This window comes from Mediterraneibacter massiliensis, assembly GCF_001487105.1.
In the GTDB taxonomy this organism is placed as follows: domain Bacteria; phylum Bacillota; class Clostridia; order Lachnospirales; family Lachnospiraceae; genus Mediterraneibacter; species Mediterraneibacter massiliensis.
In genome coordinates this window covers 89969-103743 of sequence record NZ_LN913000.1, presented here as the reverse complement: position 1 = coordinate 103743, position 13775 = coordinate 89969, and the positions used below count along the sequence as shown (strand labels likewise).

General features: G+C 41.4%; 11 protein-coding genes. 3 read left to right on the top strand and 8 right to left on the bottom strand.

Translation table 11 applies throughout. The annotated features are described in order from the left end of the window. Window positions 1-21: 21 nt before the first annotated feature. Window positions 22-1332: a PTS sugar transporter subunit IIC gene (locus BN3282_RS01330; protein ID WP_059066355.1), complete on the bottom strand. Its 1311-nt coding sequence runs from the start codon at window positions 1330-1332 to the stop codon at window positions 22-24. Window positions 1333-1560: 228 nt separating this feature from the next. On the opposite strand from BN3282_RS01330, the gene BN3282_RS01325 reads away from it, so the two are divergent. After that, window positions 1561-2331 (top strand): MurR/RpiR family transcriptional regulator, encoded by a 771-nt coding sequence (locus BN3282_RS01325; protein WP_059066354.1) that lies wholly within the window; start codon window positions 1561-1563, stop codon window positions 2329-2331. A 105-nt stretch (window positions 2332-2436) separates the two neighbouring features. On the opposite strand, the gene BN3282_RS01320 is transcribed toward BN3282_RS01325, so the two are convergent. Next, a complete protein-coding gene (locus tag BN3282_RS01320) occupies window positions 2437-4152 on the bottom strand; it encodes a hypothetical protein (protein WP_059066353.1) in 1716 nt (571 codons plus the stop codon). 95 nt (window positions 4153-4247) lie between these two features. Further along, complete coding sequence (locus BN3282_RS01315; RefSeq protein ID WP_059066352.1) at window positions 4248-5051, bottom strand: hypothetical protein; 804 nt, start codon at window positions 5049-5051, stop codon at window positions 4248-4250. A gap of 151 nt (window positions 5052-5202) precedes the next feature. Between BN3282_RS01315 and BN3282_RS01310 the strand changes: the two genes are divergently transcribed. Both BN3282_RS01310 and BN3282_RS01305 read left to right on the top strand, forming a co-directional pair. Further along, window positions 5203-6144 carry a hypothetical protein gene (locus BN3282_RS01310; protein ID WP_059066351.1) on the top strand — a complete coding sequence of 314 codons (942 nt, stop codon included), beginning with the start codon at window positions 5203-5205 and terminating at the stop codon, window positions 6142-6144. A gap of 184 nt (window positions 6145-6328) precedes the next feature. Next, entirely contained in the window at window positions 6329-6931 is a 603-nt protein-coding gene (locus tag BN3282_RS01305; RefSeq protein ID WP_059066350.1) for a helix-turn-helix domain-containing protein, read from the top strand. 152 nt (window positions 6932-7083) lie between these two features. On the opposite strand, the gene BN3282_RS01300 is transcribed toward BN3282_RS01305, so the two are convergent. The 5 genes from BN3282_RS01300 to BN3282_RS01280 all read right to left on the bottom strand — a co-directional run bounded on the left by BN3282_RS01300 (window position 7084) and on the right by BN3282_RS01280 (window position 13729). Continuing rightward, window positions 7084-8310, bottom strand: a complete 1227-nt coding sequence (locus tag BN3282_RS01300) for an MFS transporter (RefSeq protein WP_162858202.1) — start codon at window positions 8308-8310, stop codon at window positions 7084-7086. 26 nt (window positions 8311-8336) lie between these two features. Then, window positions 8337-9287 carry a nucleoside hydrolase gene (locus BN3282_RS01295; RefSeq protein ID WP_059066348.1) on the bottom strand — a complete coding sequence of 317 codons (951 nt, stop codon included), beginning with the start codon at window positions 9285-9287 and terminating at the stop codon, window positions 8337-8339. A gap of 70 nt (window positions 9288-9357) precedes the next feature. After that, window positions 9358-10887, bottom strand: a complete 1530-nt coding sequence (locus BN3282_RS01290) for a BCCT family transporter (protein ID WP_059066347.1) — start codon at window positions 10885-10887, stop codon at window positions 9358-9360. Continuing rightward, a complete protein-coding gene (rbsK, locus tag BN3282_RS01285; RefSeq protein ID WP_059066346.1) occupies window positions 10884-11801 on the bottom strand; it encodes a ribokinase in 918 nt (305 codons plus the stop codon). The genes BN3282_RS01290 and rbsK overlap by 4 nt, the downstream gene beginning before the upstream one ends. Before the next feature lie 2 nt (window positions 11802-11803). Continuing rightward, on the bottom strand, window positions 11804-13729 hold the full coding sequence (locus BN3282_RS01280; protein ID WP_059066345.1) for a PfkB family carbohydrate kinase: 1926 nt from the start codon (window positions 13727-13729) through the stop codon (window positions 11804-11806). Window positions 13730-13775: the final 46 nt, after the last annotated feature.

Genomic DNA, 13775 nt, shown 5'->3' with positions numbered 1-13775 from the left:
TCCCACTATATGCGCACGGACTTAGCCTTCCTGCGCTTCTCCCTTTTCTTCTTTCAGCTTTGTCCTGTCATACATTTTAATAAATGGCATATAGATCAGGATATCTACTATGACCAAAAGTACCCATAAAACGGCCGCCTTCCAGTCTAACGTTGCCAGAAATGCTGCTATAGGTCCCGGCAGTGTCCATGGCACTGGAACAAACGCCCGTCCGATCACATTCCAACTCATACACAGATATGTCACTGCACTGTTTAAAGTAGGTACTAAAAGAATAGGCAACATAAGATAAGAATTCAACATTAACGGCATACCGAACGTTACCGGTTCACTTATATTAAAAATAGTTGGAAAACCTCCTATTTTTGTAATTGATCGGATATATTTTGATTTTGCGACGAGCAGACAGGCGATTACAATTGCCAATGTTGCTCCGCATCCCCCAAAATTGACTGCCAGTATATTCCAGTTCTGAACCAACACATGAGGCAGTTCCTTCCCTGCACTCATAGCTTCCGCATTAGCTGTTAAATTAATAAGAAGGAAGGGGTTGATAATGGCGCCGACGATATTACTGCCATGAAGTCCCAAGAACCAGAATGCATTAATCAAAAATGCATACAATATAGCCGCCCATAACGTATCTGACGTTGCCACAAGCGGAGAAAAAATCTGCATGATCAATGCCGGTATCTGCATCTTAAATACACTCTGGCATATTGCATCAATCCCCATAAATAAAATCAGGTTAGCTACAAATGGGATCAGCGCTTCAAAGGGCGCTGCTACCATAGGCGGCACTGCCTCCGGAAGCCTAATATGAATATTCTTTTTCATCAGGAAATTGGTAACTTCCACGGTAACACAGGCTACCAAAATCGCCGTAAACATTCCTTTTGCGTCCAGATAAGAAACGGGAATCGCATTCGTTCCGTCAAAACCTGTAACAGGCGCAGCGATTGCAAAAAATACCATCAAGGCTCCTATACTTGTAGTCAGTTGATTTAACTTTCTTTTCCCTGCCAAAAGATAGGCAATCGTAAATGTAAGATATACGGATAATATACCCAACGTAAGACTGTTGGCCAAAGTTGTATACTCTGACAATGCTTCTGCTATTTTTTTCCATCCTCCCAGTATTGTTCCTATAAATGACGTCATATCCATATTCTCTGGTATGGGCGGATTAGCTATAACTAAAGCAATTCCTCCTATGATGGTAAATGGTGTTACTGTAACTATCCCGTCTTTGATTGCAGATATATGTGGCTGTGTATTAAAAAACGTTGCAATCTTTCCCAGGAAATTATTCATCCTCTCCTGTGTATTCATCTTTTTTCTCCTTCCTTCGTGATTTATTTTATTAATTTATATCACATTTTAAAATATATTTCAATATATATCACAATTTTTCTTTTATTTTTTGTGATATATCTTGAAAACTATCAAAATATCTTATAAAATTACTATCAGAAAGATTTTTCTTTTTAGATTCTTGTAAAAAGGAAAAACAAGACGTATATTTAACATATATATGATTTTTAGAAATGAGGATAGAAGATGACCCCTATTGAAAAAATGAACCTAGCTTCCCACAATTTTACCAAGACCGATTTTGTTATTTACAATTATATCCTTGCAGACCCGATCCGTGTCGTTCATAGTAATATTTACGATCTTGCTAAATGGACCGGTGTTTCCCGATCTGCTATATTACGCTTTGCCCAGAAGATTGGTTACAATGGCTTTTCCGAATTCAAATATGACTTCTCCCGTTACGTCCATGGCGGTTCCTTTCATACGCCATCAGAAAATCGGGAAAAGACAGAGGAAATTGCCGATATTTATCAAAAAACAATTGGTCTGATGGGCGAATTCCTACATGATACAGACGTGAATCTGCTTGCTGAAAAATTAATTCTTGCTGATCGGGTTAAAATATTTGGGTTAAACCGTACCGGGCATTCTGCCCAACAATTGCGTCAGCGTTTCCATAAAATCAATTTCGATGCAGAAGCAGTCACCGATTATGTGCTGATCCCGGAAATTGCCAACCAAGGACGCCCTGGCGATCTGCATCTTTATTTTTCCACACAAGGTGAAACGCCGATCATTTTTGAGGCGATCAAAGCAAGCTGCCAACAAAAGGTATATACCGTGCTGATCACAATGAATGGAAACACGAAAATGAAAAAGTATACGGATCTTCTCATACAGCTTCCAACTACAAAGGCTTTTAGCTCTGATTACTTTTTTGATCTCCAGCCGATAAATATGATTTTTATAGAAATCTTGATCTCCTGTCTGGGAGAAAAACTAACAAGCAAATAAAAAAACCTTCAAACAGATACCCTTATATCTGTTTGAAGATCTGCCTAATTTAAGGGAGATGCACCCATATATGCATCTCCTTTTTATGTTTCTTATCTTTCTTTCCTACCTCTTATGTCTTCTTACAAACGCCACACACACTACAGTTCCTACAGCCAACGCCGCAAGAACGATCCACAGAACAGGATGTGCAGAATCTCCCGTCTGTACAGCCTGCGATAACTGACCATTATTTTTATCAGGCGTCTTTCCATTCTGTCCCGCTGTGCCGGAATTTCCGTCTGTATCCGGTTTCTGCACTCCTAATGCCGGAATCGTAACCGCTTCCAGTGTAGTTGCCTCTTTCCCCTCTTCGTCAAAGAAATATCCTCCACATACAGAGCAAAACCAATACGCTTTGTTCCCCGCTTCTTTCTCTGTAGCCTTTTTCTCTGCCACATATTGAAGCGTATGTCCTTTTGCTGCTTCCTTTATACTATCCGGATCAATTTCTGTTTCGCCCTTTTCGTCCTGAAAATACTTTTTACATTCCGTACATTCCCAATGAGCGCCGTATCCATCCTGTGTACAATCCGCTTTCGTGCCTTCCACATACACGATCTGATGGACATGTACGTCAAAAGAACCGTCTTCATTCGGAACAACTTCTGCCCCTTCCGGAATATATTCACTTACATCACTGGAAAATGTACCTCCTGTCACACTGGGATTTCCTGTTTTAGGCGCTCCTGTAACTGCTTTTTCTCCTTCCGGCGCAATAAATGTGCCTCCTTTTATTTCTGTCGTAGCATTGGCATTGATCCCACCGTCGCCGTTCGTATTGTCATTTCCCACCAGGACAGCCGTCTTAGATACAGACCGGAATGTACCTCCTGTCACCACTGCTTTTGAATCGCCTCGCTCTCCCGCTACATAGAGCGCATAATGGGACGGACCACTTCCATGGACCGCACAGGCAATCGTTTCAAAGGATCCACTCTTTACTTCCAAAAGTCCGCAGGAATTTGCCAAGGCGCCCTGCACACCTGTAATAGAAACAGAACCTGCCGCCGCTTCTTCGATCACAAGATGTGACGCCTGCCCGCCAATACCATTTCGCACTGTATAGCCCCATCTGACAGAATCACAAGAACTGCAGGATGTATTTTTAAATGTTCCTCCTGTAATCGTCATCTCTCCATCATTGTCAATAGCTGGATACAGATCGTTGGTATATATTCCGCCGCTGATCACGGTTGTAGAACCAAAAGCTGTACGGATCACGGTTGGAAAATTCTCATAAGAACCACCTTTAAAATACGCCGTTCCGCCTGCACGGTTCCAGATACCTACAGCATTCGTATCTCTAGAGCCTTTGTATGTTCCATTTTCTATGGTAAGCGTCCCGTAATTTTCTACCGGACCAAGCCCTTTTATATTCCCTGTTGTATCGATCGTACCATTTCCTGTGATCGTCAGACTTCCTCGGTTGACAAACACACGCCCGTCAAAGTCTGCAGAATCTACGGCAATGCTTTTGCCTGCCATATCAAAAGTCACGTCTTTTCCTTCCGGTATAGTCACAATATCTGCCGTTTTCAAGTTCGTAATATCTTTTTCCAATACGACCGCTCCACTACCGGAAACTGCATCCACTGCCTCCCGCAAAGAGGAGTACCCAACGCCGTCTACACTACAGATTATATTACTCGGAGCTTTCTGCGTACCATTTTTCTGTATATCGGTATCTTCTGCTGATACCTTCATGCCGGCAGTCATTGTAAGGAGCGCTGCTGCGGCGGCCAAACATACCGACCATTTTCCATACCTTGTTTTCTTCATCATGTTCCCCTTTCGTTCCTTTGTTTATACATATACAAACATTTATACGTTTTAATTTTATTCCTTCTTTTATATTTTTGTCAATGAAAACCAAATCATATCATCCACTTTTCTTCTCCTCCGTATGCTTCCTGCCATCTACGGCACGCTTCCTGTAATTTCACTGCGATAGCGGCCAGATCGTCATATCTTTCTTTTGCATAGCGCAGATTTTTCTCTGCCTTCTGTAACCGGCTTCTTAACATCTCATTTTCCTGTTCCAGCTTTTCCCGCAGCACAGCCTTTTCTCTTTGTTCTTTTTTTCTCTGTTCTTCCGCCTTGCCTGCCGCTTCTTTTATCTCTGCCAACATCGTCTGTTGTTTTTCATCCTTGTATAACCGGAAATGCTGTTTTTCCCAGATATAGGCTTCCAAGTCTGCGCCTGCTAAGACCCAAACAATCTGTCGTCCCCCTATTGCTCCTGCCAGATACATAAAATTTGTATCCCGTTCTATGACCTCGTAATTTTTCGTTTCATCAAAAGGAGACAGAGCTTTTAATCCCCATTTCTTTCGTTCCGGCTCATACCGCTTGCACAAAAGCCAAAGTTCTCCGCCCACTGCAATAAGGTTCAGATGAGACCATGACTGCATTTCCATTTCATCCAACCTGCTTTGGCAGGCAAAAACCTTTTCTTCTCCTTCTCCAATTCCATCAAAAACAACCTGCCCTTGAAGATTGATATAAGCAAAATAAATGATTCCATAAAAAGATACGGAAGTCAGATCCGATAAATAATCGTCTTTTAACGCAAAAAGCGAAGTTCCTCTACGCGCCGGAAAGGCATGCAGCATAATACGGTTCCCTTCTGTATATATAACACTCTTTCTTCCATCCGGCAGATCATATACACTGTTCATCACTGATACACCTGTTTTTTTTAAGTATATTCTATTTTCTGCCTGACATGCAGGAAAACACATTTTTTTAGATGTGCAGAGAAAAGCCGGAACAAAAAGATTTTCTATGCATAAACTATACCAAAGTAATATTCGAGAAAGGATTTTTCCTATGCCAAAATATATGCCGAAAGGCTGCAAATGCGCTTCTAAAAAACGGTATGTAAGCAGTGGTATCGCCAACTATCCTGATTGTATAGATGTCTGCACAGCTCCCATCTGTGGAACCGCAGATAATCTAACATTGCTGGCGCCTATTGTATATGACGAGATCGGCATTAACCTATGCCGAGAAGTCCCTCTCACAGGTACGCTTCCTACCGCCGGACTTCCATTGAGCGCTTCTGTACAGGTCTTAACAGTATCCTTCGCACCACAGAACGGAGCAGCTACTTCCATAGAGCGGATCCCTGGCCGTCCAAACTGTTATCTTATCACGCTGACAAACCTTGCCGTAACTTTCGCCGTGACCATCTACGACTGTTCCAAACGTACAGTCAGTGTCTTGACCGAAACTGCGACATATCTGGCTTCCGGTTCTTCTGTTCCGGATTATCAATATCACGATGAGGAGACCAATCCTTCAAATGTAGAGCTTGAAATTTTTGCCCCCTATGGTCTGACTTATCAAGATGCAAATACAGCAGATCCTGCCATCAACTATATTGGTTTCAGCACGACCAACAATACGCTGCAGCAGGGACTCAATATGATCGCGATCCCAAAAATACTGAATTTTGATACCACAACGCCTTCCCTCACAGTGGGGATCACCTTCTATATAAAAAGCGTATACTTCTCACAGTACTTGATTCCACATAACGGAAGGGCTGTTGTGCCAAAAGGCAGCGTAGTTCCCGATGAAGACAGCGTATGTCTTGATTTTGTATCCGGAGATCTGCTGGATTATGAGATCAAACCTTTAGAATTAGGTCCTCCAAAATATGAAAAAAATTTAAAAAACGAATGTAGTCTGTGTGAACCTTGTAATGCCTGCTATACTGAACCAACTGAACCAGCCCCAGTTCCTCCTGCAGAAACTCCAGAAAACTAAAGCTTTCCATTCTTATAACGATTTAAAACAGGACCCCGATCCTATTTGGAGTCCTGTTTATTTTCTGTCCTCTGCTGACAGAATTTGACGAACGATTCCTTCTATATAGTACGGATACCTATGCTATAATAGTACCAGACTGATGGACATGCTCTCAGATTGTTTTAAGGAGGTATAATAGTGAATGGGTGAAGTCAGATTTATGATTTCCGAAGCCGCTAAACAAGTCGCAGTGGAATCTCATGTATTAAGATACTGGGAAGAAGAACTGGATCTGAAGATTGGACGCACGGAAATGGGACACCGATATTATACCAAAGAGGATATACAACTGTTTTGCTGTATAAAAAAACTAAAAGATGAAGGTATGCTTTTAAAAGATTTAAAACCCTTGATACCTGAACTGACCAAGACCCGCATGAAGCTAAAAGCGGCGGAAACAGAAAAAGAGGAAATTGCCACAGGATCTGCATTGCCTGCCTCAGCGGTATCGACAAGCACTGCAGCCGAGGTCATTCCAATCACACAATTAGAACAAGTGCGTTCTCTGATCGGCGATGTTCTGACGGATGTCGTATCTGCCAACAACGAAACACTAAAAAAAGAAATCAGCAGATCTGTCACCACGGATGTGATACGTGAAATGGATTTTCTCTTCCAGGCAAAAGAACGGCAGGAGGAAGAACACTTCCGCAAACTCGACTGCCTCATACGGCAGCAGCAGGCAAACCGCAAAGAAGCTGTAAAAATCAATCCCCTCATGAAATTCAAAAAGATGCTTACTTAGGCCATATATAAAATAAGAAGCACACTATTCGTATATATGATAACAAAACGGAGCATATCACTTTTGCGATATGCTCCATAATGTTCTTATCGATAATTTGATCGTTATACCGATCCGCCTATTTCATTTTTCCATCTACAATTTAATACGCTCTATTCAGCACTTGCCGCCCCTACTTCTGCAGTACGTTTCTTAAACATTTTGATCAATACAGTTGTTAAAACAAAGCCAACTACACAGAATCCGATCAAGGAACCAAACATTACTTTGTATCCGGCAACTTCTGACATACTATCAATTATTTTTCCGTATACCGTAAACAAAAATGCGTCCGGCGCAAAGCCGATAACACTTACAACACCTGCTGCTGTCCCCATATATTTAGCCGGAATCTTTGCTTCATCCAACGGTACAAAGTACACGCCTCTGACAGCTGTCTGCACAAGTCTGATCGAAAGTCCCATGATAATAGCGACCATAAGGAGTGATGGGATACCGGGTACTGCAACGAAGATAACGAGGAGAACTGCCATGATCGCAAAACACCATCTAAGAAATCTTGTTGAGGATTTCATTTTATCTGTAATAAGACCACCTGCAACAGCTCCGACATTTCCCACGCCATATGTATTGATAATCCCAACAATTCCTGCTGTTGTGACACCCATCTTAAATACGGAGGTCAAATATGGTGTAAGTCTTCCCATGATAGAACCAACTGCGTAACCGAAGAAAATCACAAAACCAATTGTCCAGATCATAGGGCTCTTTAAAACATAACCTAAACCTGCGAAAAGATTTACTTTTTCCTTCTTTTCTTCCCCCTTATCATGTGGAAGGAAGATAAAGCTAACGATACCGATTACTACGTATACAATACTATAGAAAATAACTACGTTTTTAAAGTTTTCTCCACTCTTTGTAAAAATCCACATTGCTGTTGAAGAGAAGATCAACGCACCCAAAGAGTTGAGCGCTTCACGGAAGCCAAAAAGTCTTCCCTGTACATCACTTTCTCCCAGCTGATTGACTGCCTTAATAACCGCCGGCCAGTATGTGAAAATTGTAGTAAATGACCAGATCACACTGATGACCATCATAGAAATATACGATGGGAAAGTTGCAAACCAAAATCCTGTAATACCTGTAACTACCAATGAAAATGTAATCAATTTACGGCTTGAAAAACGGTCTGCTATAATTCCACCCATAAAATAAGCAATTAAGTTCAATGCTCCATATATAGACATGATATTTCCCATCTGTGTATGTGTGAAATTCAATTCCGCCATCATGCTGTCATAAAACGTATACTGTAAATACGGGAAGATGTAAATGATACTTCCGCCAAAGGAAATAACAAGTAACATCAGCCACATTTTTTTTCTACTTTGTGCCATATGCTTTACACCGTTCCTCTCTCTTCAAAAATCTTAACAAACCAGCTCCAAAATGCGTCAACATCAATATCTTCCGCACAATCCACATTTTTTTCTTTTTCCGGGCAAACATCTCTGAAATCTGCCACTGTCATTCCGCGCGTAATTGTACCTTCTGTCTCGACATCCACATAATATCTCTTAAGTTTCAACACTTCTGGATGAACGATTGCACAAAATGCAACTACATCATGGAGATTTGCAACGTCAAATCCAAAATCTTTGTTTCTGCGAAGCATAAAGTTCATAACCTGAACGGCTAATTTTGCTTCTTTGGAAGGTAATGCAGCAAGTTTATCTTTTACCCACATCGGTAATTCTGTCTGAAGTGTTACATCAAGACCTACCATCACAATATCCAAACCGGAACGGAACAGGATCTGGATTGCTTCCGGGTCAACATAAGCATTAAACTCTGAAGCCTGTGTCATATTTCCACCTACAAGACATCCGCCCATGATATAAACTCGTTTGATCATGTCTACAATTTCCGGATGACGCTGGATTGCAAGTGCCATATTCGTTTGTGGGCCTGTTGCCAAAACAATCAATTCCCCTTTGTGTTTCACTGCTGCCTCATAAATCGTATCCGCTGCGTCTTTTTCATAAAAATCTCTTTCTGAATCCGGTACAACCACATCCCCAAGTCCTGTTTTCCCATGTGAGATCGCACAATGCAGTTCTCTCTTTAACGGCGCTGCTGCTCCTTTTGCCACTGGAATATCTGTATGTCCAAGCATATCTACGATATTCAATGTGTTTGCTGCGGTCCCCTCGATAGGTACATTTCCTGCTACTGCTGTAATTGCGCAAATATCAAGAATATCTCTGTGCATCAGCGCTGAAATCAATGCAATTGCATCATCTGTACCTGTGTCAAAATCCATCACGATAGGAATTCTTTTTGTTTCACTCATTTTTTGTTACCTCCCATTTCTGAAATATGATTTTGTTTCTTTTTGAAAAACCTTCTATGCATCAACGGGCTTACTCCCGCAAATACCTAAATGTTACTTTTAAAAGTCCTATTCCTGACAGCAATAGCAAAATTACCGCCGGAAGACCTCCGATCATGGAGATCATTTTTACGCCTGCCACCCCCTTGAAGCAAATCATGATCACCGACATGCTTCCCAGAAGAAGCCCCCAAACAATCTTTACCAGATTTAAATTTTTATTGCTTTTTCCCTGCTGTTCTCCATCAATGCAGGTCCCTGTATCATCAACTGTACAGCACAAATCTCCCAAAACATTGGTTGTTGAATCTGCCGCTGTAATCACTGACAATGCAACCGCAAACACAAGAAGCGGTATTAAGATATTTCCAAACGGAAGCGCTTTTAACATTTCGTATACAGCACTTTCTGTTCCTGCTGTCTGCATTGTTTCATATATTTCAACGCCATTTAACTGCTGATAAATGGACGTTCCGCCGAATACATTGATCCAAAGCCCAGAACACATAGCCGCTGCTCCTATATTGATGGCAATAAACTTGCGGACTGAATGTCCGTAAGCAATCTTTCCAAGAAACATTCCTGTAATAGGCGCCCACGCCATCCAATTGGCAAATGTAGAGATTGTCCAGAAATACGACCAGTCACTTCCCGTTCCTGCCCCTATCATCAGACTTCTTGTAAAGAAGTTATCCACATAGACTCCAAATGACTCTAAAGATAACTGCACAATATATGAGGTAGGTCCTACCAGAAATACCATAACCAGCAGTGCCAACAGAAATCCCGTATTGATATTGGAAATCCATTTAATTCCTTTTAACACACCACTGCATGCCGATAAGGTAAAAACAATCGCAATCGCAACACCGATCAACGTCCACATCGCCTTTGTACTATTATTTCCTGTGATCTGTGTAATTCCTCCCGCAATACTCAGAATCCCCTGACCTAAGGATGCGATCATTCCCATAACTGTCGCAAACACACACATAGAATCTATGATGGATGCACTCACCGGAGTCCCTGCTTTTGGAAATACTCCTGAAATACAAGAAGAAAAACTAAAAGGTTTCTTCTCGTTGTATACCGCAATTGCAAACATCAATGCCGGTATTCCATATATTGCATACGGAGTGATCGTCCAATGCAGAAACATCGTTGTCATCGAAAATACTGCTGAAGCATGCGTTCCCGGTTCAACGTCCGCAAACTCAGGCGGTGCCATCAGATGAAACACCGGCTCCGAGGAGCCCCAGAAGATCAAGCCGGCCGCTATTGTTGTACAAAGAACAACTGTAAACCAGTTTACGGTTGATAAAAGCGGCTTTGCTCCTTCTCCGCCGATCGTCATTTTTCCCATTTTGGAAAATAAGACGAGCACCGAAACAATGACCAGAAAAAGCGCGATGATTAAATACACGCCTCCAAAAGTGGCATTTAAACTACTATTTAAAAACTCCAGTCCGCGATCAAAGCGTTCAGCGTCTACCACATAAAGAATTAAAAACACCAAAATCACAAGCACAGTTGGAAAGAATACGTTCTTTCTGATTTTCAATCGTTTTCACCATCCTGTATCTCTGTTCTGCACGGAATAGATGTCTGCGCGCCCTGTCGTGTAACTACAATTGACGAAACCTTCTGAGCAAAAGCGATCGCATTTTCGTAATCCTTGCCTTCGCTCAATGCTACAACCAATGATGCAATAAAACTATCACCTGCAGCTGTCGTGTCTATACATTCGACTTTATTGGCCGGAAAATATTTTTCATTTTCTTTATCTACCAATAAGCAGCCATCTCCGCCCAATGTAACGATTACAGTCTCTACCCCTTTTCCCACAAGAATTTTAGCGGCTTCTTTTGCGTCTTCCACTGTAGAAACTTTTCTCCCTGTAAGTATTCCTATCTCTGTTTCATTTGGCTTGATCAATGTAACATTTTTCCAAAATTCATCCGGCAGATCTGGCACTGCCGGCGCCGGATCGATTATCACTTTCTTTCCTTTGCTCACCGCCAGATCTTTCACATATCGAACTGTTTCCAGCGGTATCTCCAACTGCATAATAATGTATTCGCATTCATCAAGGTATTTCCTATTCGCATCAACCATTGCTCGATCAACACAGCCATTTGAACCCTGTATTACAATAATGGAATTATCCCCGGTGTCATAAACGGATACAAACGCCTGGCCTGTCGGAACATCATCCAATTTCTGGATGGCGCTCGTATCCACATGCACCCGGCTTAAATTATTTAAAAGCTTGTCCCCATACAGATCCTTTCCCACAGCGCCCATCATCATAACATTTCCGCCCAATTTACCGGCAGCATATGCCTGATTCGCTCCTTTTCCGCCCGGAACCAACTGAACATCTTTTCCAAGAATCGTTTCACCGACCTGGGGCATCTCTTTTACGCTAATCACAAAATCCATGTTCAAGCTTCCCAGTACCATTATCTTTTTCATTTTCAGTCCCCTCCGTCCTTTTCCTTTCTATATTGCCTTTCAATTTCATCATGATAGATATGCATTGTCTTTCGATCCGGCAGTGCTTCCTGTACACCATAACGTGTTACCGTTATACCGGCTGCATATGATGCATATACAATTGAATATATCAAATCTCTTCCTTCGCTGAGGGAAACCGCCATCGCACTGATAAATGCATCAGCGCCTCCTGTCGAATCTATCGCAGTAAATGGATTTTTATCAAAATATTTTGAATACTGCTTATTTTTTAAGTAGACTCCCTGTCTTCCGCGTGTAACAATTATATTTTTCACTCCAAGTTCTAAAAGTTTTTCGGCTCTTTCCTCCAGGTTCAGGTCGTCTGTTGGATAAATCCTTTCCATTTCTTTTTCATTTGGAACAATATACTCAATTCCTTCAAGAAAATCTTCTCCGATGTTTTCTATCGCTGAAGGCTTTAAAATAATTTCAACACCATTTATTTTACATATATTTTTTGCAGCAATTAAAATATCCCCGGATAACTCACAAGATAGCAGACAATACTTCGCGCTTTTAAACAGATCCTCATGTCTTCTCAATTGTGCTTCATCCAGATTTCCATTGGCTCCTCTATATACGACAATTGCGTTTTCGCCTTTTTTATCAATATGGACAAATGCTTTGCCACTGGATGCATGCTCATCAAATTCAACTCCTTCTGTTCGAACACTATTGTCGATCAGACTTTTGTATATTCTTCTGCCGTCAACATCTTTACCGATTTTCCCTATCATATAGGAGGCCCCGCCCAGCCTTCCAACACCGACTGCCTGATTGGCGCCTTTGCCGCCCGGCATCATCAGAATATTTGTCGCGATCGTTGTCTCTCCATTTACAGGTGTAAGCGTGCCTTCAATGCTGTTATCCATATTCATACTTCCAATAACAATGATTTTTTCCGTCTTTGATTCTGCGCAAATATTCCAAATGCTGTTTCTCTCATGCAGTTCCGGAAAAAATCGTCTTGCGATCTCGCTTTCCTGCTTCTCAATTATCATTTTCAATAAATGCGACACAGCGTCTTCCGCAATCTGATGAATCGGATAATCAATCGCTGAAATCCCTCCTGCAAGATATTTCAAAACTTCTTGATCTCTTGTACAGAGAAGGGAACATTCTTCTGGTATTTTCAAACCGATCTTCTTTGCATACTCGACAATCGCTCCCGCCATTTCGGCATCTGAACAAATTACAGCCGTTGCATTGTCGCCGACACAGATTTCAAGCGCGTTTTGATAAATCTCCTCTTTTGAATTTGCAATGTATGAAGTAATAAACTCTTTTCGATGGTTTCTTTCTCTGGAAACAGCTTCCACACCATCCAATATCGTTTTTTCTGTTTCCAGAAGCATACAGCTGATTTTCTGATGCCCCGCTTCAAAAAGCGTTTTCGCCGCAAGTCTTCCGGCATCATAACAACGATAGTAAAATGTATTTTTCTGCTCGCTTTCAAAGTTCCCTGTGTGAGCTAAGTAAACCAGTTTACATTCTTCCGTACTGCTTAGGATCACCTTTGGACTGTCTATGATGACCCCCGGCACACCTCGCTTCTGTAATTCATTGAGAGTTTTTTCGATTTCTTCTTCACTAGAATCTATCGTATAAACAATAAGATAAAAATCACGTACACGGAGTGCTTCTTCTACAAACGCTATCAGTTCTGCGTAATACGGATTATTTTTCTCAATGATCAAACCGATAAATCGATTGATCAATCCTTCCTTCGCTCTATATTTCGCATAAGGCATATAACTAGTATCTTTAATGATCTGTAAAACTTTTTTCCTTGTTTTTTCACTGATATCTTTGTCTTTTCCATTCATCACTTTCGATACAGTTGAGACCGAAACACCAGCCAGTTTTGCAATTTCCTGAATATTCATTTTGTATCCTTTTCCGTTAAAATTTTTATTGTCTTTTAACAATTCC